At 68.3% G+C, this 25,984-nt stretch carries 24 protein-coding genes; 14 read left to right on the top strand and 10 right to left on the bottom strand.

The genetic code is table 11. The features are described from left to right. Nucleotides 1-71: 71 nt before the first annotated feature. The 4 genes from NY1_RS20345 to NY1_RS20330 all read left to right on the top strand — a co-directional run bounded on the left by NY1_RS20345 (nt 72) and on the right by NY1_RS20330 (nt 2,306). Entirely contained in the window at nt 72-731 is a 660-nt protein-coding gene (locus NY1_RS20345) for a hypothetical protein (protein ID WP_067715517.1), read from the top strand. 9 nt (nt 732-740) lie between these two features. Next, on the top strand, nt 741-1,421 hold the full coding sequence (gene nucS, locus NY1_RS20340) for an endonuclease NucS (protein ID WP_067715515.1): 681 nt from the start codon (nt 741-743) through the stop codon (nt 1,419-1,421). A gap of 10 nt (nt 1,422-1,431) precedes the next feature. Beyond that, on the top strand, nt 1,432-1,737 hold the full coding sequence (locus NY1_RS20335) for an Rv1322 family protein (protein WP_067715513.1): 306 nt from the start codon (nt 1,432-1,434) through the stop codon (nt 1,735-1,737). Nucleotides 1,738-1,856: 119 nt separating this feature from the next. Next, nucleotides 1,857-2,306 carry a hypothetical protein gene (locus tag NY1_RS20330; RefSeq protein WP_067715508.1) on the top strand — a complete coding sequence of 150 codons (450 nt, stop codon included), beginning with the start codon at nt 1,857-1,859 and terminating at the stop codon, nt 2,304-2,306. 84 nt (nt 2,307-2,390) lie between these two features. On the opposite strand, the gene NY1_RS20325 is transcribed toward NY1_RS20330, so the two are convergent. Together NY1_RS20325 and mce are read right to left on the bottom strand one after the other, a co-directional pair. Beyond that, nucleotides 2,391-3,362 carry a coiled-coil domain-containing protein gene (locus NY1_RS20325; RefSeq protein ID WP_067715502.1) on the bottom strand — a complete coding sequence of 324 codons (972 nt, stop codon included), beginning with the start codon at nt 3,360-3,362 and terminating at the stop codon, nt 2,391-2,393. Nucleotides 3,363-3,448: 86 nt separating this feature from the next. After that, a complete protein-coding gene (gene mce / locus NY1_RS20320) occupies nt 3,449-3,919 on the bottom strand; it encodes a methylmalonyl-CoA epimerase (RefSeq protein ID WP_067715499.1) in 471 nt (156 codons plus the stop codon). A gap of 116 nt (nt 3,920-4,035) precedes the next feature. Between mce and NY1_RS20315 the strand changes: the two genes are divergently transcribed. The 3 genes from NY1_RS20315 (at nt 4,036) to NY1_RS20305 (ending at nt 6,793) form a co-directional block, all read left to right on the top strand. Then, on the top strand, nt 4,036-5,217 hold the full coding sequence (locus tag NY1_RS20315; protein WP_233434398.1) for an acetyl-CoA C-acetyltransferase: 1,182 nt from the start codon (nt 4,036-4,038) through the stop codon (nt 5,215-5,217). A 291-nt stretch (nt 5,218-5,508) separates the two neighbouring features. Beyond that, nucleotides 5,509-5,877 carry a DUF3817 domain-containing protein gene (locus NY1_RS20310; RefSeq protein ID WP_439956026.1) on the top strand — a complete coding sequence of 123 codons (369 nt, stop codon included), beginning with the start codon at nt 5,509-5,511 and terminating at the stop codon, nt 5,875-5,877. 58 nt (nt 5,878-5,935) lie between these two features. After that, nucleotides 5,936-6,793 (top strand): tetratricopeptide repeat protein, encoded by an 858-nt coding sequence (locus NY1_RS20305; RefSeq protein WP_067715490.1) that lies wholly within the window; start codon nt 5,936-5,938, stop codon nt 6,791-6,793. Between the two features lie 94 nt (nt 6,794-6,887). On the opposite strand, the gene NY1_RS20300 is transcribed toward NY1_RS20305, so the two are convergent. From NY1_RS20300 to NY1_RS20285, 4 genes are all read right to left on the bottom strand, one after another. Beyond that, nucleotides 6,888-7,097, bottom strand: coding sequence for a hypothetical protein (locus NY1_RS20300; protein ID WP_067715486.1), 210 nt, complete (start codon nt 7,095-7,097; stop codon nt 6,888-6,890). 187 nt (nt 7,098-7,284) lie between these two features. Then, nucleotides 7,285-9,432, bottom strand: coding sequence for a 1,4-alpha-glucan branching protein GlgB (gene glgB, locus NY1_RS20295; RefSeq protein WP_067715483.1), 2,148 nt, complete (start codon nt 9,430-9,432; stop codon nt 7,285-7,287). Further along, nucleotides 9,429-11,432: an alpha-1,4-glucan--maltose-1-phosphate maltosyltransferase gene (locus NY1_RS20290; protein ID WP_067715480.1), complete on the bottom strand. Its 2,004-nt coding sequence runs from the start codon at nt 11,430-11,432 to the stop codon at nt 9,429-9,431. Before NY1_RS20290 ends, glgB begins: the two co-directional genes overlap by 4 nt. Nucleotides 11,433-11,498: 66 nt before the next feature. Beyond that, nucleotides 11,499-12,158: a PaaI family thioesterase gene (locus NY1_RS20285; protein ID WP_067715479.1), complete on the bottom strand. Its 660-nt coding sequence runs from the start codon at nt 12,156-12,158 to the stop codon at nt 11,499-11,501. A 91-nt stretch (nt 12,159-12,249) separates the two neighbouring features. Between NY1_RS20285 and glgP the strand changes: the two genes are divergently transcribed. Beyond that, nucleotides 12,250-14,817, top strand: coding sequence for an alpha-glucan family phosphorylase (gene glgP, locus NY1_RS20280; protein WP_067715477.1), 2,568 nt, complete (start codon nt 12,250-12,252; stop codon nt 14,815-14,817). A 2-nt stretch (nt 14,818-14,819) separates the two neighbouring features. On the opposite strand, the gene NY1_RS20275 is transcribed toward glgP, so the two are convergent. Beyond that, complete coding sequence (locus NY1_RS20275; protein WP_067715475.1) at nt 14,820-16,874, bottom strand: AMP-binding protein; 2,055 nt, start codon at nt 16,872-16,874, stop codon at nt 14,820-14,822. A 268-nt stretch (nt 16,875-17,142) separates the two neighbouring features. Between NY1_RS20275 and NY1_RS20270 the strand changes: the two genes are divergently transcribed. Both NY1_RS20270 and NY1_RS20265 read left to right on the top strand, forming a co-directional pair. Beyond that, on the top strand, nt 17,143-18,510 hold the full coding sequence (locus NY1_RS20270; protein WP_067715472.1) for an NCS2 family permease: 1,368 nt from the start codon (nt 17,143-17,145) through the stop codon (nt 18,508-18,510). Between the two features lie 159 nt (nt 18,511-18,669). Further along, a complete protein-coding gene (locus tag NY1_RS20265) occupies nt 18,670-19,215 on the top strand; it encodes a DoxX family protein (protein ID WP_084535138.1) in 546 nt (181 codons plus the stop codon). 164 nt (nt 19,216-19,379) lie between these two features. Here NY1_RS20265 and NY1_RS20260 read toward each other — a convergent pair whose 3' ends face one another. Next, nucleotides 19,380-21,422 carry an ATP-dependent DNA helicase gene (locus NY1_RS20260; RefSeq protein ID WP_067715468.1) on the bottom strand — a complete coding sequence of 681 codons (2,043 nt, stop codon included), beginning with the start codon at nt 21,420-21,422 and terminating at the stop codon, nt 19,380-19,382. Nucleotides 21,423-21,511: 89 nt separating this feature from the next. Further along, a complete protein-coding gene (locus tag NY1_RS20255) occupies nt 21,512-22,081 on the bottom strand; it encodes a nicotinamidase (protein ID WP_067715462.1) in 570 nt (189 codons plus the stop codon). Between the two features lie 118 nt (nt 22,082-22,199). Between NY1_RS20255 and NY1_RS20250 the strand changes: the two genes are divergently transcribed. After that, the gene (locus NY1_RS20250; protein ID WP_067715460.1) at nt 22,200-22,487 is read left to right on the top strand and encodes a hypothetical protein; all 288 of its coding nucleotides are present in this window, start codon (nt 22,200-22,202) and stop codon (nt 22,485-22,487) included. On the opposite strand, the gene NY1_RS20245 is transcribed toward NY1_RS20250, so the two are convergent. Further along, the gene (locus NY1_RS20245; protein WP_067715457.1) at nt 22,462-23,793 is read right to left on the bottom strand and encodes a nicotinate phosphoribosyltransferase; all 1,332 of its coding nucleotides are present in this window, start codon (nt 23,791-23,793) and stop codon (nt 22,462-22,464) included. The genes NY1_RS20250 and NY1_RS20245 overlap by 26 nt on opposite strands. Before the next feature lie 117 nt (nt 23,794-23,910). Between NY1_RS20245 and clpS the strand changes: the two genes are divergently transcribed. Genes clpS through NY1_RS20230 form a run of 3 tightly spaced genes read left to right on the top strand, consistent with a single transcriptional unit; the run spans nt 23,911 to nt 25,952 of the window. Continuing rightward, nucleotides 23,911-24,267 (top strand): ATP-dependent Clp protease adapter ClpS, encoded by a 357-nt coding sequence (gene clpS / locus NY1_RS20240; protein ID WP_157762378.1) that lies wholly within the window; start codon nt 23,911-23,913, stop codon nt 24,265-24,267. A 22-nt stretch (nt 24,268-24,289) separates the two neighbouring features. Then, nucleotides 24,290-24,859 carry an oxidative stress transcriptional regulator AosR gene (gene aosR / locus NY1_RS20235; RefSeq protein ID WP_067715681.1) on the top strand — a complete coding sequence of 190 codons (570 nt, stop codon included), beginning with the start codon at nt 24,290-24,292 and terminating at the stop codon, nt 24,857-24,859. Between the two features lie 31 nt (nt 24,860-24,890). Beyond that, the gene (locus tag NY1_RS20230; protein ID WP_067715450.1) at nt 24,891-25,952 is read left to right on the top strand and encodes a P1 family peptidase; all 1,062 of its coding nucleotides are present in this window, start codon (nt 24,891-24,893) and stop codon (nt 25,950-25,952) included. Nucleotides 25,953-25,984: the final 32 nt, after the last annotated feature.

Raw genomic sequence — 25,984 nt, 5'->3', positions numbered from 1 at the left:
CCGGGAAGATTCGAACGCCTTGCGTAGTCCTACGCTGTTGGCCGGCAAGCCTTCCCGCGAAGCTCTACCCCATGAAGCAATACTGGGGGTTGTTCTGGTCCGCCGCGGTGATGGTGATCGTGGTTGTGGCTCTTACGATCTGGGCCGATCTCGACACCCGCACGGTCGTCGCAGTCGCCCTGGGCCTCGTGGCCTTCTTCTGGCTCCTGGTCATCCTCACGGTCCCGTGGAATCTCTATTTCGCCGCCAGACAGGCCGCCCATCGCATGAGTTCGGCGCAGCGCCAGGAGATCCCGGTACCCCCGACCAATACGGCCGAGCTGTTCGCCCTCACCAAGCGGCTGCTGGCGATGGCAGTCGGATCGCACATCATCTCGGCTCTGATAGCCCTGATCATCTCCGTGGCCTTCGGCTACCTGCTCGGCTACTACGTCGCCGCCTTCTTCCTCCTGAGTACCGTATTCCGCCCCGTGGCAGCGTATTTCGCCTACGTCCGCACCCGCATCGCCGCCATCTCCCACGAGGCCGACTACCCGCCCGACACGGTGCTCGCCCTGCGCACGGAGGTCCAGGACCTCACCCATCGCATGGACGAACTGCAGACCTCGGTCCGCACCTGGCAGTCCACCGCCGACTCCGCCCTATTGGATCAACGCGAGATAGTGGCCGGTCTACGCGCCGTCGCGCGACTCCTGCGCACCGGTTCGGAACCTCGCGGAGGCACTCTCTAGAGTGGACCGGTGCGCCTCGTGATTGCTCGCTGCCAAGTGGACTACGTCGGCCGTCTCACCGCCCATCTGCCGATGGCCCGTCGCCTCATCATGGTGAAGGCCGACGGCTCGGTGCTCGTCCACTCCGACGGCGGCTCCTACAAGCCGCTGAACTGGATGAGCCCCCCGTGCTGGCTCGAGGAACGCGAAAGCGATTCGGAGACAGCCAAAGCCCTGTGGGTGGTGACCAACAAGGCCGGCGAGGAACTGCGCATCACCCTCGAGGAGATCGAGCACGATTCCGCGCACGAACTCGGCGTCGACCCCGGCCTGCAGAAGGACGGCGTGGAGGCTCACCTGCAGGAACTCCTGGCCGAGCACATCGAAACCCTCGGCGCGGGTTACACACTCATCCGCCGCGAGTACATGACCGCCATCGGCCCCGTCGACATCCTGTGCCGCGACGCCGACGGCGCGACGGTAGCCGTGGAGATCAAGCGCCGCGGTGAGATCGACGGCGTCGAACAGCTGACGCGCTACCTGGAACTGCTCAACCGCGACCCGCTGCTGGCCCCCGTGGCCGGCGTCTTCGCCGCCCAGCAGATCAAGCCGCAGGCGAAGACCCTCGCCACCGACCGTGGCATCCGCTGCCTCACCCTCGACTACGATGCTCTGCGTGGCACCGAGAGCGACGTTTTCCGGCTGTTCTAACCTCGATACCATGCCCCGCCGGAAACCCCGCCCCAGCCCGTCCGCGGCGCGGTTCCAGCAGGAACCGCGCCCCATCTCCGATTCCTTCGGCCGCACCGAGGCGGGCCCCGACGGCGAGACCTACCAGGTCCGCAATATCGCCGGCTCCCGCGCCACCAAGACCTACCGCTGCCCCGGCTGCGACCACGAGATCATGCCCGGCGTCCCCCACCTCGTAGCCTGGCCCGCCTACGGCGGCGAGGGCGACCGCCGCCACTGGCACACCGGCTGCTGGAACGGCCGCCGCACCCGCACCATCACCCGCCGCTGGTCCTGACCCGGTTTCGGGCACATCGACCCCCGAGAACTGGGGGCCGTCGTTCCGAGCACCCGTGCGGCAGTGCTCATTACGCTGCCCAGTGAACTGAAATCGTTTCGTTTCACTGGGAGTCGGATTTGAGAACACATCGGATCGGCCTGGCGCTGGCGGCGGTCGCGGGCACCGCTATGACCATCGCCGGGGCGCCCGACGCCGCGGCCACCGTCGAGGACCTGAACGTCTATGTCGGCGATTACACGCACAGCGAGAAATGGATGATCACCGGGCGGACGTCGGTGTGCTCGGGCGTGATCTGGATCCTCGACAACGGGAAGCCGGTAACCGGGAAAGCAATCGATCCCGGTAAGTGGCAGTGCGAGAAGGGCTATCCCGACTACTACATGGTGCCGTGGCGGCCGACCACGACCGGCATGCATCACATCGTGATGGAGCAGCGGGACGCCAATGGCGCGGTGCTGAGTTCGATGTCGAGGGACGCCGAGGTGAAGCAGACGCCGTGCGTGTTCATCGACGGCGGTAGCGCGGGCTATGCGGCGTGCAATGTCATGTCCGGCAGCGGGTTCTGACGAACCTGGTCACGACATAAGGAAGGCCGCTCCCTGGAAAGGGAGCGGCCTTCGAACGGTGGGTGTCGCCCGGTTCGGGATGAGTTAGCTGGAGATGTCGGCGTTTTCGCGCTCTTCGTCGACGATCTCGTCTTCCCGAACGTCGGAGATGGCCTTGCGGCCCTTGTTCGCCAGGGAGCGCTGTTCCGGTGCGCCGTCGAGCAATTCGCTCTCGCGGTTGACGGCGGCCAGCATGGCCGGCACGGAGTCGAGCTGGCCGCGGATGCCGAGCAGCTGGGCCAGTACGCGGCCGCGCAGCACGCGCATTTCCTCGGCGAGTTCCTTGGCGTGCGCGATCTTTCGATCGGCGGTGTTGGTCGCCGAGGTGATGAGGCGGTTGGCCTCGTCGGTGGCGTCCTTGATGCGCTGGGCGGCCTCGGCGCGCGAGGTGGCCTCGAGCTCTTCCATGGCGCGGGTCAGCTTGGTGCGACGCTCGGCCATGGTGACCTCGAAGTCCTGCTGCGTCGCCTTGCGCTTGGCCTCGGATTCCTTGGTGAGGCGGTCGGCTTCGGCGTTCGCGGCGTCGACGATCTTGGCGGACTCGGAGCGGGCGTTCGCGAGGGTCTGCTCGAATTCGATTTCGAGGGCTTCGCGCTTCTCTTTGGTCTCGGAGAGGAGCGATTCGTACTTACCGCGCATTTCGGTCGCCTGCTGTTCGGCGATCGAAATCATTTCGGCGGCCTCGGCCTGGGCCTGCGCGCGCACCTCGGAAGCCTCGTCGGAGGCCAGGCGCAGCATGCGCGAGATGCGATCGGACATGCCCTCGGCGGTAGTCGGCGGCACGGACAGCCGGTCGACTTCCTTACGGAGCTCGTCGATCTCGTCGCGGGCGTCCTCCAGCTGGGCCGCCAAGTTGCGGGCCTGGGCTGCGGCGGCATCGCGATCGGTTGCGGTGACCCTTAGCTCGGCGTCGAAACGGTCGAAGTAGTTACGCACCTCGTCACGGTCATAGCCCTTCCGCACAACGGTAAAGGGCAGTGCAACGAAGCGATTACGATCGGGCTCAGTGGACGACATGCCCCACAAACTACAGCCTGCCGACCACTGATGGTGACCCGACCGCGAATGTTGTTACAGCCTCTTTAGGGAGCTGAACTCCGGTACTAGTGGGTAGTTTTCGCGGCCGGTTCGACGAGTTCGACCAGCACACCGCCAGCATCCTTGGGATGGATGAAATTGATGCGGGAACCAGCGGTTCCGGCGCGCGGGGCGTCGTACAGCAAACGCAAGCCCCGTTCACGAAGTTGCTGCGAAACAGCTTCCACATCGGTGACCCGATAGGCGAGCTGCTGCAGGCCAGGCCCGTTTCGGTCGATGAACTTGGCGATCGTGGACTCGTCGTTGAGCGGAGCCAGCAACTGCAGCGCAACCGAACCGGCGGGAGCGCCCGCGACGGACAGCATGGCCTCGTGCACGCCCTGCGCCTCATTGATCTCGCGATGCGTCTCGACCATGCCGAGATGGTCTCGGTACCAGGCCACCGCGGAATCGAGATCCGGCACCGCGATACCGACATGATCGACGGCGGTGACGTATTCCGTGGGGATGAATTCGGTGTTCTCGGTGTTGCTCACACCACCGACGGTAGCGCGCACCCTCGGAAGGATGCGGACGTGCCGCACGTTACCTTTGAGTAAAGGCTCCGATGGTTGGCGGGGCCGACTCATCTGACGTAAGCGAGGCCCCCATCGTGACCACCACCTCCGTCATCGTCTCCGGTGCGCGCACCCCTGTCGGGCGACTGCTCGGTTCGCTCAAGGACTTCAGCGGGTCGGATCTCGGCGGCATCGCCATCAAGGGCGCGCTGGAGAAGGGCGGCGTCGCGCCCGAGCTGGTCGATTACGTGATCATGGGTCAGGTGCTGACCGCCGGCGCCGGCCAGATCCCGGCGCGGCAGGCGGCGGCGGCCGCGGGCATCTCCATGGATGTCCCGGCGCTCACCATCAACAAGGTGTGTTTGTCCGGAATCAATGCAATCGCGTTGGCGGATCAGCTGATTCGCGCCGGGGAGTACGAGGTCGTGGTGGCCGGCGGCATGGAGTCCATGACCCAGGCCCCGCATCTGCTGGAGAAGTCCCGCGAGGGCTTCAAGTACGGCGACGTGACCCTGCGCGACCACATGGCCTACGACGGCCTGCACGACATCTTCACCGATCAGGCGATGGGCCTGCTCACCGAGCAGCGCAACGACGCCGACGTGATCAGCCGCGCAGACCAGGACGCGTTCGCCGCCGCCTCGCACCAGAAGGCGGCCGCGGCCTGGAAGAACGGCGTCTTCGCCGACGAGGTCGTGCCGGTGTCCATCCCGCAGCGCAAGGGCGACCCGATCCAGTTCGCCGAGGACGAGGGCATTCGCGCCGACACCACCGCCGAATCGCTCGGCAAGCTGCGCCCGGCGTTCCGCAAGGACGGCACCATCACCGCCGGCTCCGCCTCCCAGATCTCCGATGGCGCGGCCGCGGTCGTCGTCATGAGCAAGGCCAAGGCGGAATCCCTCGGCCTGTCCTGGATCGCCGAGATCGGCGCCGCCGGCGTCGTGGCGGGCCCGGACTCCACCCTGCAGGACCAGCCCGCCAACGCGATCGCGAAAGCCTGTGCCAAGGAAGGCATCTCGCCGGCCGACCTCGACCTGATCGAGATCAACGAGGCCTTCGCCGCCGTCGGCATCGCCTCCACCCGCAAACTCGGCATCGACCCCGAAAAGGTCAACGTCAACGGCGGCGCCATCTCCATCGGCCACCCCCTCGGCATGTCCGGCGCCCGCATCGTCCTGCACCTCGCCCTCGAACTGAAGCGCCGCGGCGGCGGCATCGGCGCAGCCGCCCTCTGCGGAGGCGGCGGCCAGGGCGACGCCCTCATCGTCCGCGTCTAACCCGCGACCGTATCCAGCGACCGCTGCGGCCAAGGCCGCAGCGGTCGCTGCGTTAAGGGGAGAAACGGGGGCAAAGCCCCCGAACCCCCCTCTGGGGCTGCCGCCCGATCGCGCATGCTGTCACCCTGGCTGCGCGGGCTGCTGCCCCCCGTGTTCCTCCCGGCCGCTTGTCGTCCCACTTCCTTGGGGGTTCGGGGGCTTGCCCCCGAGGAAACCCCTTTCACCCGCGTGAGCGGGTATGTGACCGGCTCCACTACGAGTCGTCGTAGCTATTCCGGCACAATGGGGGCCGTGGAAATCTTCGATCTGAGCACTGTTGCCAAGCGGGTCCGGTTCTTCGGCATTGTGGAGGCTCCGTCGTGGGCGCTGCTATTGCTCGGGTCGGTGTTGAAGCGGGCTGATTCGTTCGGTATCGCCGATGCGCCCATCAAGTGGCCGGTGATGGTGTTCGGGATGCTGCACGGGGTCGTGTTCGTGTTCTACGCGATCAGCGTGCTGCTGGCTTCGCGGGAGTTCGAGTGGCCGGGCAAGGTGACGCTGATCGGCTTGGCCTCCAGCGTGATTCCGTTCGCTTCGGTCTTCTTCGAGCGCTGGGCGATCAAGTCCGGCCTGCTCGGTGAACTCAGCCAAGCCGCGAACCCCGCCGCCGCACGTTCGTGACAGACTGGAGGGCGTGACTCGACCTGCACGCCGTCCCTCAGCCGCAGTTGCCGCCGCCATGTCGGGCGCGGTGGATTTGTCCGCTCTGAAGCAGCCCGCTGCCGCCGCCGCGGATGTCCCCGGCGGCCATGCTGTCACCGAGGCCGATTTCGAAGACAAGGTGCTGCGCCGTTCGACGCAGGTGCCCGTGGTGGTGGTGCTGTACTCGCAGCGCAGCCCCGGCAGCGTCGAACTGGTGCGCTTGCTGGAGAAGCTGGTCGCGGGCAGCGGCGGCGACTGGGATCTGGCCAGCGTCGAGGCCGAGGCGAACATGCGCATCGCCCAGGCGTTCCAGGTGCAGGGCATCCCGACCGTGGTGGCGGTGGCCGCCGGTCAGCCGCTCGCCGACTTCACCGGCAATCAGCCGGAGGAGCAGGTCACGCAGTGGCTGGCCGCCGTGGTCGACGCCGTGCGCGGCAAGCTGCCCGGTGTGGGCGCGGGCGGCGAGGCCGAAGCCGAGGCGCCGGAGGATCCGCGTTTCGTGGCCGCCGAGGAAGCCCTCGAACAGGGCAATTTCGATGGCGCCATCGCCGTCTACCAGGAAATCCTGAACGCCGAACCGAACAATGCCGACGCCAAGGCGGCACTGCGCCAGGTGCAGTTCATCGCCCGCGTGCAGCAGCTGGACCCGCAGGCCCTGGCCAAGGCCGACGCCGACCCGGCCGACCTGGACGCCGCCCTGGCCGCCGCCGACCTGGAAATGTTCAACCAGCAGCCCGAGGCCGCGTTCGACCGGCTGATCGCCCAGGTCAAGCGCACCGCGGGCGACGACCGCACGCGCGTCCGCACCCACCTGCTGGAACTGTTCGAACTCTTCGACCCGGCCGAGCCGATCGTGATGGCGGCCCGCCGCAAACTCGCCGCCGCCCTGTACTGACGTCTTACGCAACGTGCCCCCTGCCGATCCGGCAGGGGGCACGAGTCATCTCAGGAGTTCCCCACCGATGGGGAGGATGGGGAACCGGCCGGAACTACTTGGCAGCCTTGCCGGCGCTCAGGGAGGGGAGCAGCTTGGCGATCTCCGTCGTGATGGACGAGGAGCCGGTGCTGGTCGGATCCGGCTCGCCCACGGCCACCACGGGTTCCAGCTTCACGGCGTCGGCCGAGGCGAGGCCGGCACCGGCGGTGAGAACACCGGCGACGGCGGCGGTGGCGAGCGCGAAAGTACCCAACTTCTTCATGCGAATATCGTTCCTGTTCAAGAGAATCAGATTGGCAGGGGTTGCAGCCCTGCCAACCCCTTTATCGGGGTGTGGGGGCGGTGGCCCCCGGGATTGCGGCCGCGTCTCAGTCCTATCACGATCAGAAGCTCTGTCGTTTGACATTGATTCCCTTGCCCAGTGATCTGGGGGCAGCCGGTAGCGGGAATCAGTCCGGCAGCAGCCAGATTCCGCTGTTCGGCGGGAGTGTGATCAATGCCGAGGCCGGGCGTCCGTGAGACGGTTCGCTTGTTGCTTCGACGGAGCCTAGGTTCCCGATCCCATTGCCGCCGTAGGTGATCGCATCGGTATTGAGGATCTCGCGCCACCGCCCCGCCGCGGGCAATCCGACCCGATGGTCGCGATGCTCGGACCCGGAGAAGTTGTAGACGCACGCGATGATCGACCCGTCGGTGCCGTAGCGCAGGAACGACAGCACGTTGTGGTCCCGGTCGTCGGCGTCGATCCAGGCGTACCCGCCGGGTGAGGTGTCCTGGCTCCACAGCGCCGGCTGCGAGGCGTACAGCCGATTCAGATCCCGCACCAGCGTCTGAATCCCTTGGTGCAGTGGGTTTTCCAGCTCGTGCCAGTCGAGTCCGCGATCGTGGTCCCACTCCCGGAACTGCCCGAACTCCTGCCCCATGAACAGCAGCTGCTTCCCCGGATGCGCCCACATGTAGGCCAGCAGCGCCCGCACCCCGCCCGCCTTGGCGAAATCGTCCCCGGGCATGCGCGTCCACAGCGTGCCCTTGCCGTGCACCACCTCGTCATGGCTGATGGGCAGCACATAGTTCTCGCTCCAGGCGTAGGTGAGCGAGAAGGTGATCTCGTTGTGGTGCCAGGCGCGATGCACCGGATCGTGCGCCAGATAGCCGAGCGTGTCGTGCATCCAGCCCATATTCCATTTCATGGTGAACCCCAGCCCGCCGACCTCGGTGGAGCGGGTCACCCCGGGCCAGGTGGTGGATTCCTCGGCCACGGTGAGCACGCCCGGATGATGCTTGTGCACGGTCGCGTTCATTTCCTGCAGGAACGCGACGGCCTCCAGATTCTCCCGTCCGCCATGGATATTGGGCTCCCAGTCGGGGCGCGAATAGTCGAGGTAGAGCATGGAGGCGACCGCGTCCACCCGCAGCCCGTCCACATGGAATTCCTCGATCCAGTACCGGGCATTGGCGACCAGGAAGTTCCGCACCTCGTGCCGCCCGAAGTCGAAAACGTAGGTGCCCCAGTCGAGTTGCTCGCCGCGGCGCGGATCGGCGTGCTCGTAGAGGGCGGTCCCGTCGAACCGCGCGAGCGCCCATTCGTCACGCGGGAAGTGCGCGGGCACCCAGTCCAGGATCACGCCGATGCCCTTGCGGTGCAGGTGATCCACCAGATACCGGAAGTCGTCGGGGGAGCCGAAGCGCGCGGTCGGCGCATAGTACGAGGTGACCTGGTAACCCCACGACCCGCCGAACGGATGCTCGGCCACGGGGAGCAGCTCGACATGCGTGAAGCCTTGCCCCAGCACGTATTCCGCCAATTGCTCGGCGATCTCCCGGTACCCGAGCCCCGGCCGCCACGACCCCAGGTGCACCTCGTACACGCTCACCGGCGCGCGATTGGGATCGGTGGCGGCCCGCCCGCGCAGCCATTCCGCGTCGTCCCAGGCGAATTCGCTGGCCGCGATCACCGAGGCGGTGGCGGGCGGCAGCTCGGTGGCGAAGGCGAACGGGTCGGCGTGATCGACGGTGCGCCCGTCCGCGCCGTGCACCCGGTACTTGTACTTGTCGCCCACCCCGATCCCCGGCAGGAACACCTCCCACACCCCGGAACCGCCGAGTTTCCGCATGGGCGCGGTGTTTCCGCTCCAGCCGTCGAAGTCCCCGATGACCGCGACCCCGCGTGCGTTGGGCGCCCACACCGCGAACGCCGTGCCGGTCATCTCCCCGTCCATGGTCTCGTACCGTTTGGGATGCGCCCCCAGCACTTCCCACAGCCGCTCGTGCCGCCCCTCGCCCAGCAGGTGCAGATCGAATTCGCCCAGCGTGGGCAGGAATCGGTACCCGTCGGCGTCGATGACGGTGCGCCCGTGCGGATACGTGGTGACGATCCGGTAATCCCACAGCTCCGGGAACGGCACCACGCCTTCGAAAACCCCGTGCCCCAGAGCTTCCAGCGGATGATCGCTCCCGCCGATCCGCGCCGCCGCGGTCTCCCCGTGCGGCCGCAGCACCCGGATGACCGTCCCCTCCGGATGCGGGTGCGCGCCCAGCACCGTATGCGGATCGGGATGGGTGCCCGCCGCCAGCAGCAGCAGATCCCGCCGGTTCATCGGAACGATCTGCGATAGGCGAGTTCGGTGCGCGCGGCGGCGGGCACGGGCGGCAGGGCGAGAATATGCGCGGCCGCGCGCGCGGGATCCAATCGCACGTAATTGCGCTGGTCCCAGTGGTATTCCTCGCCGCTGATCTCGTCCAGCACCACCGGCCGGTCATGCCATTCGCGGCCGATGGCGGGCAGGTCGAGCGACACCATGGCGTGCTCGGTGCCGAACGGATTCAGGTTCACCACCACCAGTACCGCGTCCCCGGTGGTCGGGTCGAACTTCGAGAAGGCCAGTACCGCGTCGTTGTCCACCTGATGGAAGTGGATGCACCGCAGCTGCTGCAGCGCCGGATGCGCGCGCCGGATCTCGTTGAGCCGGGTGATCAAGGGCTCCAGGGATTCTCCGCGCGCCGCCGCCGCGGCGAAATTCCGGGGCCGCAGCTGATACTTCTCCGAATCGAGGTATTCCTCGCTGCCCGGCTGCACCGCTTGATGCTCGTACAGCTCGAACCCGGAGTACACGCCCCAGGTCGGCCCGAGCGTGGCGGCCAGCACCGCGCGGATCGCGAACATGCCGGGACCGCCGTGCTGGAGTGATTCGTGCAGGATGTCGGGCGTGTTCACGAACAGGTTGGGCCGCGCCTCGTCGGCCTTGGCCGCCAATTCCATGCCGAACTCGGCGATCTCGTGCTTGTGTACCCGCCAGGTGAAGTACGTGTAGGACTGGCTGAACCCGCGCCGCGCCAGCCCGTAGAGCCGGGCGGGCCGGGTGAACGCCTCGGACAGGAACACGATCTCCGGATGGTCGCGATGCACCTGCGCGATCAGCCATTCCCAGAAGTCCGCCGGTTTGGTGTGCGGATTGTCGACCCGGAAGATGGTGACGCCCAGGGCGATCCAATGCCGCACCACCCGCAGGATCTCCGCGTACAGCCCGTCCGGATCATTGTCGAAGTTGATCGGATAGATGTCCTGGTACTTCTTCGGCGGATTCTCCGCGTACGCGATGGTGCCGTCCGGCAGCGTGGTGAACCACTCCGGATGCCGTATCACCCACGGATGGTCGGGCGCGCACTGCAATGCCAGGTCCAGCGCCACCTCCAGCCCCAATTCCCTTGCGGCCGTCACGAATTCGGTGAAGTCGGTCTCGGTGCCCAGCGCCGGATGGATGGCATCGTGCCCGCCCTCGTCCGACCCGATCGCCCACGGCGACCCCACATCCCCGGGCGCGGCGGTCAGAGAGTTGTTGGGCCCCTTGCGATTCACCTTGCCGATGGGATGCACCGGCGGCAGATACACCACGTCGAACCCCATGGCCGCGATGCGATGCAGTTCCGCGGTGGCGGTGGCGAAGGTCCCGTGCACCGGCTTCCCGTCGGCGTCCCAGCCGCCGGTCGAGCGCGGGAAGAATTCGTACCAGGCCCCGAACAGCGCCCGCTGCCGCTCCACCAGTACCGTCTGCTGCGGTCCGTGAGTCACCAACTCGCGCAACGGCGTTGCCCGCAGGATCTCGCTCACCTCGGCGCTGAACGCCGGCGCGACCCGCGCGGGCAATTGCGCATCGCCGCGCAAAGCCTCGGCCGCGCCGCGCAATACCTCCCACTGCTTCTTCGGCACCGCCTGCGCGGCGCGTTCCAGCAGCCGCGCCCCGATCTCCAGATCATTGGCCAGGTCGACCGCGCTCTGCCCGACCGCCAGCTTGGCCTCGACCCCGGACCGCCAGGTGGTCAGCGGATCGCTCCACCCTTCGATTCGGTAGGTCCACGCGCCCGGTTTGCCGGGCGTGAACACGGCATTGAACACATCCGGCTGATAGTCCGGCGTCATCCGGATCCGCTGGGTGCGCGAGGATCCGGGCGCGCGCACCGCCAGCGTGGCGGCCACGGCTTCGTGCCCTTCCCGCCAGACCACGGCCCGCACCGGGAACACCTCGCCGACCACGGCTTTCGCCGGTCGGCCGCCGGGGATTGCCGGGGCGATGTCATCGATTGCGATGCGGCCGGTCACCCGTCCGAACTTACCGGGTGCCCGGCCCGCGCGGCGTTCCGGACCGGCGAGGCGCGCGGGGCCGGCCTACTGCTGGCCGGGCTTGAGGAGCACGAACAGCCCGTTGGCTTCGGCGCACAGGCGGTCGCCGTCGTGCAGGGTGGCGCGCACGAAGATCTTGCGGCCCTCCTGGCGTTCCACCCAGCCGTGCACCTGCAGTTCGGTGTTGAGCGGCGTGATGGAGCGGTAGTCCACGTGCAGGTACGCGGTGCGGGTGGCATTGCCGGAGTAGACGGCCGCGGTCATGCCCAGCAGATCGTCGAAGCCGAGGGCGATGTGCCCGCCGTGCGCCGCCGCATTGCCGCCCAGATGGAAGGTGCGGAAGGTGATGCGCGCGTGCACGCCCTCCTTGCTCACCTTGTCCACCAGGAACGGCGGCAGGGTGATATTGCCGCGCGAGGGCAGGTCGGTGCGGTGCCAGGTCGGGGCGGACCATTCGTCCACCACCGCCGCGTCCAGCTTGTCGTTGAGTTCCTTCAGCGTGGCGATGGCCTCCAGGGCCAATTCGTCGCTGGGGCTGACCAGCCGCGCCTTGTCCATCAGCGTCCGGACCTGGTCGATGAGCTCCCCGTAATGGGGGCCGCCGACGCTGTTGTCGCGTGCCAGTTCCCGGATCGGCCGGAACCCGCCCTCGTGATGCTCCTGGGTGGGGTCTGCCTCGACCGCCTGAACCTGCTGCTCGCTCATATGAAACACGTTATCGGTTGCCGATGGGATGCTCCCGCCGGGGCGGCTGAAGACGGCGGGGCGTGCCGGCCTGCGGGTAGGGTCTACAGGGGTGAAGGCACTGCGTCGATTCACTGTCCGCGCTCATTTGCCCGAGCGGCTGTCCGCGCTGACCGAGCTGGCCACCAACTTGCGGTGGTCTTGGCACGGGCCGACGCAGGACTTGTTCGCCGAGCTGGATCCGGGGCTGTGGCTGGAGGTCGGGCACGATCCCGTGCGGATGCTGGGGGAGGTGCCGGCGGAGCGGCTGGATGAGCTCGCTGCCGACGAGGCGTACACGCGGCGGGTCGATGCGGCTGCCGCTGATCTCGCCGATTATCTGGCGCGGCCGCGGTGGTTCCAGAAGCAGACGGGCGGGCCGAAGGGGATCGCGTACTTCTCTATGGAGTTCGGGGTCACCGAGGTGCTGCCGAACTATTCGGGTGGGCTGGGGATTCTGGCGGGTGACCATCTCAAGGCCGCGTCGGATCTGGGATTGCCGCTCATCGGCGTCGGATTGCTGTATCGCTCAGGCTATTTCCGGCAGTCGCTGACCGCCGACGGGTGGCAGGCCGAGCGTTATCCCGCGCTGGACCCCCAGGGATTGCCGCTGCGGCTGCTCACCGAGGGCGGCGCGCCGGTGCTGATTCACGTCGCGATGCCCGAGGGCCGGGTGCTGCGGGCCCGGGTGTGGATCGCCCAGGTGGGCCGGATTCCCTTGCTGCTCTTGGATTCCGATATCGCGGAGAACGATCCGGAGCTGCGCGCGGTCACCGACCGGCTGTACGGCGGCGACCAGGACCACCGCATCAAGCAGGAGATCCTGGCCGGTATCGGCGGCACCCGCGCGGTGCGCGCCTACACCCGCGCAGGCGGCCTGCCCGATCCCGATGTGTTCCATATGAACGAGGGCCACGCCGGCTTCCTGGGCATCGAGCGCATTCGCGAATTCATGTCCACCGGAATGGATTTCGATGCCGCGCTGACGGCGGTCCGCGCGGGCACCGTGTTCACCACCCACACCCCGGTGCCCGCCGGTATCGACCGTTTCGCGAGCGCCCTGGTGCGCCGCTACTTCGGCGGTGCGCACGGGGAACGCGAATCGCTGGTGCTGCCCGGCGTTTCGGTGGATCGCATCCTGGCCATGGGCCGCGAGGCCGATCCGTCGGTGTTCAATATGGCCCACCTGGGCCTGCGACTCGCCCAGCGCGCCAACGGCGTTTCGAAGCTGCACGGCGAGGTCAGCCGCGAGATGTTCGCCCCGCTCTGGCCCGGCTTCGATGTCGCCGAGGTGCCGATCGGCTCGGTCACCAATGGCGTGCACGCCCCCACCTGGGCCGCCCGCGAATGGATCGACAAGGCCCGCGAGCTCATCGGCGACGAACTGGTGGAGGAGGCGCGCGGCTGGGAGCGGCTCTGCGATGTGGACCTGGGCGAACTGTGGTCCACCCGCAATGCCCTGCGCGGCGTGCTGGTCGCCGAGGTGCGCCGCCGGTTGCGTGCGTCCTGGCTGGAACGCGGCGCCGCCCCGGCCGAATTGGGCTGGATCGACGAGGTTTTCGATCCGCGCGTGCTGACCGTCGGGTTCGCGCGCCGCGTGCCCACCTACAAGCGCCTCACCCTCATGCTGCGCGATCCGGAGCGCCTGCGCGCCATGCTGCTCGATCCCGAGCGCCCGGTGCAGCTGGTGGTGGCCGGTAAGTCCCATCCGGCCGATGACGGCGGCAAGGCGCTGATCCAGCAGATCGTGCGCTTCGCCGACGATCCGGCGGTCCGGCACCGCATCGTCTTCCTGCCCGACTACGACATGTCCATGGCCCGCTACCTGTACTGGGGTTGCGATGTCTGGCTGAACAATCCGCTGCGCCCGCTCGAAGCCTGCGGCACGTCGGGCATGAAGTCGGCGCTCAACGGCGGCCTCAATCTCTCCATCCGCGACGGCTGGTGGGACGAGATGTACGACGGCGAGAACGGCTGGGCCATCCCCACCGCCGACGGCATCCGCGACGAACACCGCCGCGACGATCTGGAGGCGTCGGCGCTCTACGAACTGCTGGAACGCGCGGTGCTGCCCCGCTTCTACGACCGCGACCACGACGATTTGCCGGTCCGCTGGATGGAAATGGTCCGCCACACCCTGCAGACCCTGGGCCCGAAAGTGCTGGCGTCCCGCATGGTTCGCGATTACGCCGTCGACTACTACGCCCCCACCGCGGCCGGTTACGCCGCCGTCGCCGCCGACGACTTCAAGGGCGCACGGGAGCTCGCCGAATACCGCCGCCGCGTCGAATCCGCCTGGCCCGCGGTGAAAGTCGTGCAGGTCGACAGCTCCGGCCTGCCCGACACCCCGGTGATCGGCGCGAACCTGGCGTTGCGCGCCCGCATCGATCTCGGCGGCCTCGCGCCCTCCGACGTCGTCGTGCAGGCCGCCCTGGGCCGCGTCACCCCGAACGACGACCTCACCGACGTCCACACCGTCGCCATGACGCACAGCGGAACCGATTCCGGCACCGACGTTTTCACCGTCGAGACCCCGGTCCCGGTCTCGGGCGCGGTCGGCTACACCATCCGCATCCTGCCGCACCATCCGCTGCTGGCCGGTGACGCCGAACTGGGCCTGATCGCCACGCCCAGCCCCTGACCTCAGGTCGGCAGGACCAGGGTGCGCTTGAGGATCTTGCCGGTGGCGTTGCGCGGCAGCGAATCCAGGAAGGTGACGTCGCGCGGCACCGAGAACCGGCTGACCCGATGCCGGATGTAGTTGCGCACCATGTCCGAGTCGAGGCCGGAGCCGGGGCGTTTGACCACGAAAGCCGCCAGCCGCTGGCCGAATTCGCGGTCCGGCACCCCGACCACCGCCACCTCGCTGACCTGCGGCAGATGCGAGAGCGCCTCCTCGACCGCGCGCGGGAAGACGTTCTCGCCGCCGGAGATGATCATCTCGTCGTCGCGGCCGGACACGAACATCTTCCCGGTGGCGTCGAGGTAGCCGATATCGCCGGTGTCGAGCATGCCGTCCGCCTCGTCCGGCGGCGTGGCATCGGTGTAGCCGTCGAAGAGCATGTGATTGCCGACGAAGATCCGCCCGACCACCCCGACCGGCAGCGGCCGCCGATCCGGGCCCAGCACCGCGATCCGGGTGCCCAGCGGCGGGCGTCCGGCGGTGGTGGGGGACAGCCGCAGATCGGCGGGATCGGCGATGGACGCCCACGACACCTCGGTCGAGCCGTACACGTTGTAGAGGATGTCGCCGAAGGCCTCCAGGAACTTCAGCACCACCGCCCCGGCCAGCGGCGCACCGCAACTGGCCACCACCTTCAGGCTGGACAGGTCGTAGCGTTCGCGCACGTGCGCGGGCAGGTCGAGAATGCGATTCACCATGACCGGCACCACGATCAGCGCGGTGATGCGCTGTTCGGCGATGCGCCGCAGACACTCCTCGGCATCGAAGCGATCGCTCAGCACCACGGTGGCGCGAATGGCCGTGGAGATCTGCAGCGCCGCCAGTCCCCAGGTGTGGAACAGCGGCGAGGGGATCAGCATGGTCTCGTTGACCCCGAACGGAATTCGCGACAGCAGCGCCGCCACCGTCCCGAAACCCTTGGGATGCGGCCGCCGCGCGCCCTTGGGCGTCCCGCTGGTGCCGGAGGTGAGCACTACCAGCCGCCCCGGCCGCGGTGATTTCCGCGGGGGCTGCTGCCGCATGGCGATCAGCTCCTCGATGGTGGTGCGCCCCGGCACCGGCGCCACATCGTCGGCGGTGAAGCGCGGCAGGTCCGCGGGCAGATACCGCACCAGCGGCTCGAACTCGTTGTCCACGAACAGCGCCGCCAGCTGATGCCGCTGCACGATCTCCTCGACCTGCCGCGCGGCCAGCCCGGTATTGAGCAGCACCGCGTCCGCGCCCGACTTGCCCGCCGCCACCATGCATTCGACCATGCCGCTGTGATTGCGGCACAGCAGCCCGACCGCGGTGCCGGCCCCGAAGCCGAGCGCGGTGAAGGCCCCGGCGAGGGCATTGCTGCGGGCGTGCAATTGCTCGAAGGTGCTGCTGTAGCGGTCGTCCACGACGGCCAGCCGCTGCGGGGAGTGCGCGGCCGCGGCGGCGTATCCGCCCGCCATGCTGAAGCCCCATTTGGCCAGGCTGCCGATCTGCCGCAGCCCGACATCGGGCCGGAAGGTGCGCACCACGCCGGAGGCCACCATCTGCTTGGCGACGCCCGCTTGCAGTTTCATCGGCGAGTCCTCGCCATTGATGATGACCGCGGTGGGCGCGCCCTGGATCAGTTCGGCGACCCGCCGCAGGCCCTGCTGCACCCAGGCCGTCACCGCCGAATTGGGCAGTTCGGTCAGCAGCGGATGCACCCGGCTCGCCTTGAAGCAGGTGACCATGACCCGGGTCTGCTCGCCGATCTCGCGCAGCCGCACCGCCGCGAAGCTGCCGTAGTCGGGGCAGTGCAGTTCCAGGCTCTCCTGATCGCGCGCGATCCGCAGCAGCACCCGCAGCGTCCGGATCTCGAGGCCGGCGCCGCCGATGCGCAGATTCAGCGTCTGATGTTCCTCGGCGGTATCCGGTGTTTCACACGCGCCGATTCCGGGAAATAGCCGAGGGTAGGTCTGCGGCTCGACGAGCACATCCCAGATTGCTTTGCGGGCGATCGGAAATTCGGCGATCGCATCGATGACGTCGGTAACCACGTGCTTGCAAACTCTCGTCGGCCGGTTCCCCTGTCGTCCGGCGATAACGCATTTGTAACGTCCCAGACAGTTTAGGTCAAGGCTTCTTAATTACCGGCCGGTAATCAGTTAAATTGCGGACTAATTGCGCTGCTCGCACCGTGAATTCAAGGGTGAGGCAGCTGCGATTGCCGATGGTTCGCCGGGCCGGGTTGAGTCCCGGCGAACCGGACAAGTACGGTGCCCAGGGCATCTTTCTACCCTCCCGCCGACTGGAGACAGCACACTCATGAGCACCGGCGTCCTCACGCGCACCAAGGGGCGCGTCGACGAGTACTTCGGCATCAGCCAGCACGGATCGACCGTCAAACGTGAGCTCATGGCCGGAACCATCACGTTCCTCGCCATGTCGTACGTGCTCGCCGTGAACCCGTCCATCCTCGGCGACGGCCCCAACGGCGCGCTGGGCGACAAGGGCATGCCGGTGCAGGCGGTCTTCACCGCCACCGCCGTGGCCGCCGTCTTCGGCACCCTGGTCATGGGCCTGTGGGCCAAATACCCGGTGGCGCTGGCGCCCGGCATGGGCCTGAACGCCTTCTTCGCCTACTCGGTCGTGCTGGGCATGGGAATCCCGTGGCAGGAAGCGCTTTCGGGCACCCTGCTCTCGGGCATCATCTTCTTCGTGCTCGCCATCACCAAGGTGCGCGAGAAGATCATCGACGCCATCCCCATGCAGATGAAGCTGGCCGTCGGCGCCGGCATCGGCATGTTCGTGGCCTTCCTGGGCCTGAAGAACTCCGGCATCGTGGTGGCCTCCGACGCCACCTTCGTGCACCTGGGCAACTTCCACCACGGCACCACCCTGCTGGCCGTGTTCGGCCTGGTCGTCACCGTGGTGTTCCTGGTGCTGGGCTGGCACGGCGCGGTGCTCTACGGCATCCTCTCGACCACCGTGCTCGGCATCGTCTGCGGTCTGGTGGAACTGCCGAATTCCCTCGCGGCGCTGCCGCACGGGCTGGACAAGACCTTCGGCCAGGCGGTCATCCACCTGCCCGACGCCTTCACCCAGCAGATGATCATCGTCGTGCTGACCATGCTGTTCGTCGACTTCTTCGACGCCTCCGGCACTTTGATCGGCGTCGCCAACCAGGCCGGGCTGCTGACCAAGGACGGCAAGCTCGATCGCGCGGGCCAGGCCCTGGCGGCCGACTCGGTCGGCACCGCCGCCGGCGCCATCATCGGCACCTCGACCACCACCGCCTACGTGGAATCCACCGCGGGCGTCTCGGCGGGCGGGCGCACCGGCCTGACCGCGGTGTCCACCGCCTTCTGGTTCCTGGTCGCCATGTTCTTCTTCCCGCTCTTCGCGGTCGTCGCGGGCGTGCCGGCGGTGACGGCCCCGGCGTTGATCGTGGTCGGCGTGCTGATGGCAAGGGCCCTGGGCGAAATCGAGTGGGGCAAGCTGGAGTACGCGGTTCCGGCCTTCCTGACCGTGATCATGATGCCGCTGACCTACTCCATCGCCAACGGCATCGCCATGGGCCTGCTGTTCTATCCCGTGGTCATGGTGGCCAAGAAGCGCGCCCGCGAGGTGCATCCGGTCATGTGGGTGCTCGCGGTCATCTTCCTGTCGTACTTCTGGTTCCTGGCCGAATGATTCGGCACCGGTGACCCAGGTCACCCCTTCGGTGCGGCGGGAGCGGAATACGCTGCCGCCGAGGCCGGTTGGCTCCCACTGTCGGCAGCGATACGGACCATGGTCCGCTTTCCGGATCGCGGCCGGGACGCAGACCGACCGATGAGAAACGAGCACGCCATGACCACCCTCGAGCAGACAGTCGAGAACGCCATGACCACTCCGAACACCACCGCCACCAACTCCGTCACCGGCTCCGATATCGGCCTGCTGATCGCCCGCGTGGGCTTCGGCGGCCTGCTGGCCGTCCATGGCTCCCAGAAGCTCTTCGGCTGGTTCGGCGGCTACGGCTGGGACGCCACCACCCAGGCCTTCGACGGCATGGGCTACAACCCCGGCAAGTTCTTCGGCACCCTGGCCGGGCTCACCGAACTCGGCGGCGGGCTGCTCCTGCTGCTGGGCCTGCTCACGCCGCTGGCCGCCGCGGCCGCGCTGGGCACCATGATCAATGCCGCGAACGCGACCTGGAGCGGCGGTTTCGCCATGTGGGAGCTGCCGGTGCTGTTCGGAATCGCCGCCGCCGCACTGGCCTTCACGGGTCCGGGCCGTTTGTCGCTCGATCACGGTCGCCCGTGGCAGCGGCACGGCCTGGTGTGGGGCGCGGGAGCGGTGGCGCTGGCCGTCGTGGCCGCGATTGTCACGCTCGTGCTGAAGTCGGCGCTGTAAGAAGAAGTTTCGGGTCCCCGCGCCGCGTGCAGGGCTTGGCGCGGGGACTACGGACACATCCGATGTGGGAATTGGGGGGTCACCGGAGTATCGCCTGCCAATTTACTTCTGATCGGAAGCATGAGCCACCCCTGTGAGTGTTCTCACAGACGTTCTTGCATTTGTTAACTCGTTTTAGTAAGTCGCGCCAAGGCTTTCACCACAACTTGGGGATCGGACGTTTCCCAATAGGGCGGCAGCGAGGCGCGAAGATATCCGCCATAGCGCGCGGTCGCCAGGCGAGAATCCAGAATTGCGATAACTCCGCGATCGTCCACACTGCGCAACAAGCGCCCCGTGCCCTGCGCCAGCAGCAGCGCCGCGTGATTGGCCGCGACGGACAGAAAACCGTTGCCGCCCCGCGATTCCACCGCGCGCTGCCGGGCCACCAGCAGCGGATCGTCCGGGCGCGGGAACGGAATCCGGTCCAGGATCACCAGACTCAGCGACGGGCCCGGCACATCCACGCCCTGCCACAGCGAAAGCGTCCCGAACAGTGAGGTTTCCGGGTCGTCGGCGAACTTGCGCACCAGCGCGCCGGTGGCGTCGTCGCCCTGGCACAGGATCGGGGTGTCCAGGCGTTCGCGCAGCAGTTCGGTGGCGGCCTTGGCGGCGCGCATGGACGAGAACAGGCCCAGTGTGCGGCCGTTCGCGGCGGTGATCAGCCGTTCGATCTCGTCCATGTAGGACTGCGGCAGCCCGTCCCGGCCCGGAGCCGGAAGATGTTTGGCCACATAGAGAATTCCGGATTTGGCGTGGTCGAACGGCGAGCCCACGTCGACCGATTCCCAGCGCAGCTTCTTCTCGTCCGACGGTGCTTCCTTGCCGGAGGCCAGCGCCGGATCCACCTGACTCGCGGACTTGGGCGGCAGACCCCAGGTGACCGCCAGATTGTCGAAGGAACCGCCGATCTGCAGGGTCGCCGAGGTCAGCACCACGGTGGCCTCGGCGAACAGGCGGCTGCGCAACAGGCCGCCCACCGAGAGCGGGGCCATGTGCAGGGTGCGGCGGGCGACGCCGCGCAGTTCGTCCGACGCCAGCCACACCACATCGCGATGGGCGGCCGGATCGGGTTCCTCGAAGGTCTCGAGCACCCGCACCACCGCGTCGTGCACCTCCTCGACCGCGGCGAGCGCCTGATTGCGGGCGGCCGCGCCTTCCGGATCCCCTTGCGGCGCACTGGAACCCTGCGGATTCAGAGCGGTGCGGGCGTTCCAGGCGGCATCGCGGACCAGCGCCAGCACGGGGGCCGCGCCGTCGGGCAGGCGATCCCAGCGGCCGGGGTTCAGATCGTCCAGCAGCGCGTGCCAGGCCTCGGCCGCACCCTCCAGGCGATCCACCTCCTGCTCGTCGATGAGCTTGGTGCAGCGCTTGGCGGCGGCGCTGATCGAGGCGGTGGACAGTTCGGCGGTGGCCACGCCGGTGACCCGGTCGACCAGCTCGTGCGCCTCGTCGATCACCACCACATCGTGTTCGGGCAGTACCTGGATGCCGCTGATGGCGTCGATGGCCAGCAGCGCGTGATTGGTCACCACCACATCGGCATTGCCGGCCTCGGCGCGCGCCTTCTCCGCGAAGCAGTCCTGCCCGAAGGAGCAGCGCGACTTGCCGAGGCATTCACGGGAACTCACGCTCACCTGCCGCCAGGCGCGGTCGCTGACGCCCGGGGTGAGCTCGTCGCGGTCGCCGGTCTCGGTCTCGGAGACCCATTCGTTGAGCCGCTGCACTTCGCGCCCGAGCCGCGAGATGGCGAAGGCGTCGAACAGCTCGGCTTCGGCGGGTTCGTCCGGGATCGCGCTGTTGACCTTGTTCAGGCACAGATAGTTGTTGCGGCCCTTGAGAATCGCGAATTGCGCGACCCGCCCGAGCGGTTCGGCGAGCGCCTCCGACAGGCGCGGCAGATCCCGGTCCACCAGCTGCCGCTGCAGGGCGATGGTCGCCGTCGAGACGACCACGGTCCGTCCGGTCCGCACCGCGTGCCGCAGGCTCGGCACCAGATAGGCCAGGGACTTGCCCGTGCCGGTCCCGGCCTGGACCGCCAGATGCTCCCCGGTGTCGATGGCATGCGCCACCGCCGCGGACATGGTCTGCTGACCTTTGCGTTCCTTCCCTCCCAGCGCCTGCACTGCGGTGGCCAAGAGCTTCGGTACGGGAGGGAGTTCGGGCACGGCGGCCAGATTACCGAGCCCCGCTGACAACCTCACGCAAACCTCGGCGAGCGGCGGTTTCGCGCCACCCCGGTCGCGTCACACCAGGGTCAGCTCTCCAGGGTTCCGGCGAGTTCGACGCCCGCGGCGCGCAGTTTGTCCAGGGCGGTGTCCACGGTGGCGGGGGAGACGGCGGCGGTGAGGCCGAGCAGGACGCGGGTGTCGAAACCGGCGGCGCGGGCGTCGAGGGCGGTGGCGCGCACGCAGTGGTCGGTGGCGATGCCGCAGACGTCGACGGCGTCGATGCCGTGCTCGCGCAGCCAGTCGGCCAGGGTGGTGGAGCCGTCGGTGGCGGTGCCCTCGAAACCCGAATAGGCCGCCGTATAGGCCCCTTTGGAGAAGATCTCCTCGATGGGGGCGATATTCAGGTTGGGGTGGAACTCCGCGCCCGCGGTGCCGGCGCGGCAGTGCGGCGGCCAGCTGTCCACATAGTCCGGCGCGGCGGAGAAGTGCGCGCCCGGATCGATGTGGAAGTCGCGGGTGGCCACCACGGCGGTGTAATCGGACACGCCGAGATACTCGGAGATCCGATCGGCCACGGCCGCCCCGCCGGTGACGGCCAGCGACCCACCTTCGCAGAAATCGTTCTGCACGTCGACGACGATCAAGGCCCGGCTCATGGCTTCCTCCCGATGCCAGCGGCTGAACCCGGGCGGGTCCGGCGCTCGTATTGCATTGTGCCGCCCGGCTCCCAGTCGGTCCACGCGGCGTCATCGGCCCTTGCCCGAGAGGAACGACATGGCGGGGAAGCACATTGCCTGGATACTGCGGTTCGCGGTGGTTTCCGCGTTCTGCTTCATGGGTGGGACCATCGTCACCACGGTGGCGCTGGGCGACCGGCCCGACGATCCGGGCGCCTGGGTGAGTCTGGTCCTGCACGGCCTGCGCAACGGGGTCGGCTACGCGGTGGTCGTGCTGATCCTCCTGTTCGTGGCGGCGGCGATCGCGGGGAAGGTGCAGGCGCGCCGAGCCGCTGCCACCGACTCCGGCGAGCCGGTGATCAACTCAGAAAAGTCGTCGGAATAGCGGGTTCCCCGTCCGACAGCTTCAAACCCTCCCACGGCAGGCTGACCAGCCCGCGCGCCACCAGGTCCCGGCTCTCCTGCAAGGTCGGCTGGTCCGGCAGCACCTCCCCGCCGCGTACCAGCGGCGTTTGCAGGTCGCGGCTCTGGTACCCGTTGGGCGCGGGCGGTGCGGCGGCGGCCGGGTAGACGATCTCCTCGACCACGGTCCCGGTCGAGCGGGACAAGCGCACGGCCTTCTTGGTGCCGCCACGAGATTCCTTGTGCGAGCTGCGTTTCGCCACCGGCACGCCCTCGACCTCGACGAGCTTGTAGACCATCCCGGCGGTCGGCGCGCCCGATCCGGTGACCAGCGAGGTGCCCACGCCGTACACGTCCACGGGTTCGGCGCGCAGCGCGGCCATCGCGTATTCGTCCAGGTCACCGGACACCACGATGCGGGTGCGGGTCGCGCCCAGCGCGTCGAGCTGGTCGCGCACCTGGCGGGCCAGCACGCCGAGATCACCGGAATCGATTCGGACGCCGCCCAATTCGGGCCCCGCCACCTCGATGGCGGTGGCCACGCCCTTGGTGATGTCGAAGGTGTCCACCAGCAGCGTGGTGCCCACGCCCAGCGCCGCCACCTGACTGCGGAACGCCTCGGCCTCGTGCGCGCCGTCGGATCCGCTGTGCAGCAGGGTGAACGCGTGCGCGCTGGTGCCCGCGCTCGGCACGCCGAAGGTGCGGGCCGCCTCCAGATTCGAGGTGGCGTCGAACCCGGCCAGGTAGGCGGCGCGGGCGCTGGCCGGCGCGGCGAGTTCGTGGGTACGGCGCGAACCCATCTCGATGGTCCGCCGCCCGCCCGCGGCGCTGATCATGCGCGCCGCCGCGGCCGCGATGGCGCTGTCGTGGTTGTAGATCGACAGGATCAGCGTTTCCAGCAGGACGCATTCGGCGAAGGTGCCGCGCACGGTCAGGATCGGCGAGCCCGGGAAATACAGCTCACCCTCCCGGTACCCGTCGATATCCCCCGAGAACCGGTACCCGCGTAGCCATTCCAGCGTGCGCTCGTCCAGGAATTTCGACACCACCGCGAGTTCGTCCGGCCCGAAACGGAATTCGGCCAGCGCGGCCAGCAATCGCCCGGTCCCCGCGACCACGCCGTACCTGCGGCCGTGCGGCAATCGCCGGGCGAATACCTCGAAGGTGCACTGCCTTTGCGCGGACCCGTCGGACAACGCCGCCGCGAGCATCGTCAGCTCATACTGATCGGTCAACAGTGCGGTGCTCGTCACGCCATCAGCGATCTTCACGCTCCCCACTCTAGGCATATGCCCCGGCCTCGCCACGTCCCCGCGCCACGCCCGGGACGCCGGGGCGTCTTGCGGTCGCTTGTCGGCGTGTCGCGGGCTGTTGTTTATCAGCAGTCGAGTCGTACCCTGGACGTTATGGGTCTGTGTACAGATGACACTGTCCGGGTCGCCGCCGGTCCGGCCGGTGGGAACGTGACACTGTCGGCGGCACAGGCGACCCCCGAGGCGATCGAGTACAGCGAAATCCTGGAGGCCGAGGATCGGCCCTGGGTAACGGTCGTTTGGGACGATCCGGTCAACCTCATGCACTACGTGACGTACATCTTCCAGAAGCTGTTCGGTTACAGCAAAGGCAAGGCAACCGAGCTCATGCTGAAGGTGCACAACGAGGGCAAGGCCGTGGTGTCCTCGGGCTCGCGCGACAAGATGGAACACGACGTCCAACGCCTGCACGCGGCCGGACTGTGGGCGACCATGCAGCGTGACGACTGATCCGGGCGACTACGGTGAACCCGTGCGGAAGTGGAGCAGAAAGAACTCCCTGGGCGGGTTGAAACTGAAGTCGGAAATGGACGGCCACGAAGCGGAGGTCCTGCGGTCGCTCGTCGGCGCCGTCACCGGACTGCTCACCGACCGGGCCCGCTCGGCCCCCGAGGACGATCTGGCCGCCCTCACCGGGCTACAGCTCGGCAACAACACCCCGCCCGACGATCCGCGATTGCGCCGGCTGCTGCCCGATTTCCATCGCAGCGAACCCGGTTCGCCCGATGCCGAGCGCGCCGATATGAACAGCGCGCTGCGCAGCCTGCACGAGCCGGAGATCATCGACGCCAAGGTCTCGGCCGGGCTGGTGGTGCTGGAAACGCTGCCGCCGCAGGGCGGGAAGATCGTGCTCACCCCCGAACAGGCCGACGCCTGGCTGAACGCGCTCAACGACGTCCGGCTGGCGCTGGGCACCGCGCTCGACATCAGCGCCGACACCCCCGATCAGCTCGATCCCGACGACCCGCGCGCGCCCAGCCTCGAGGTCTATCACTGGCTCACCTGGATGCAGGACTCCCTGCTGCAAGCCCTCGCGCCCTAGCGCCGACCGCCTTCCCGGACAGGAGAACCGTGTGAACAGCGTTGCCGGACCGCGCAATTCGATCACCGACGTGGCGGGCGTGCTCGTCGGCCACCATCACGCCCTGGACGAGAACGCCGCCATCGGCTCGGGCGCGGCCACCGGGTGCACGGTGGTGCGGGTGCCCGGCGGCGCGGTCGCCTCGGTGGACGTGCGCGGCGGCGGCCCCGGCACCCGGGAGACCGACCTACTGGATCCGGGAAACACTGTGCGGCAGGTGAATGCGATCCTGCTGACCGGTGGCAGCGCCTACGGGCTGGCCGCCGCCGACGGCGTGATGCGCTGGTGCGAGGAGCACAAGGAGGGCATTCCGATGGATCCCGCCGATCCGGCCCGCGTGGTGCCGATCGTGCCGGGCGCGGTCATCTTCGATCTGCCGGTGGGCTCGTGGCATATCCGCCCCGACGCCGACTTCGGTTTCCTGGCCGCCGATGCCGCGAGCCAGGACTTCGCGCGCGGTTCGGTCGGAGCGGGCGTGGGGGCGCGGGCCGGATCCATCAAGGGCGGAATCGGCACGGCCAGTGTGAAATTCACCGACGGCCCGGCCGCGGGCGTCACCGTCGGCGCGATCATGGTGGCCAATCCGGTCGGCTCGGTCTTCGATCCGCGCACCGGATTGCCGTGGGGGAGCGGCACCGACGGGGCCGAGCATTTCGCCCTGCGGCCCGCCACCGCCGAACAGCTGGCCGCCGCCAATGCCCTGGCGGTGAAGGGCACCGTGCTCAACACCACCATCGGCGTGGTCGCCACCGACGCCGCCCTGGACAAGTCCGCGTGCCGCCGCCTGGCCACCACCGGACAGGACGGCATCGCCCGCGCGGTCCGGCCCGCGCATTCGCCGCTGGACGGCGACACCATCTTCGCGCTGGCCACCGGGCAGGCCGCAGCACAGCCGGATTTCCCACTGCCCCCGGCCTTCCCGTCGGATCTGCTGCTGCTCGACCAGCTCTGCACCGCCGCCGCGGTGTGCGTGGAGCGGGCCATCGTGGACGCCATCCTGTCCGCCACCTCGGTCGCGGGGATTCCGGCCTACGGGGAACTGTTCGGAGCCTGACCAGGGGGTGTGCGCGGGCGCGCCGGGAATAC

It is taken from the genome of Nocardia yamanashiensis NBRC 100130, assembly GCF_001613325.1.
Classification (GTDB): domain Bacteria; phylum Actinomycetota; class Actinomycetes; order Mycobacteriales; family Mycobacteriaceae; genus Nocardia; species Nocardia yamanashiensis.
This window is presented reverse-complemented; position numbering and strand designations above follow the sequence as displayed.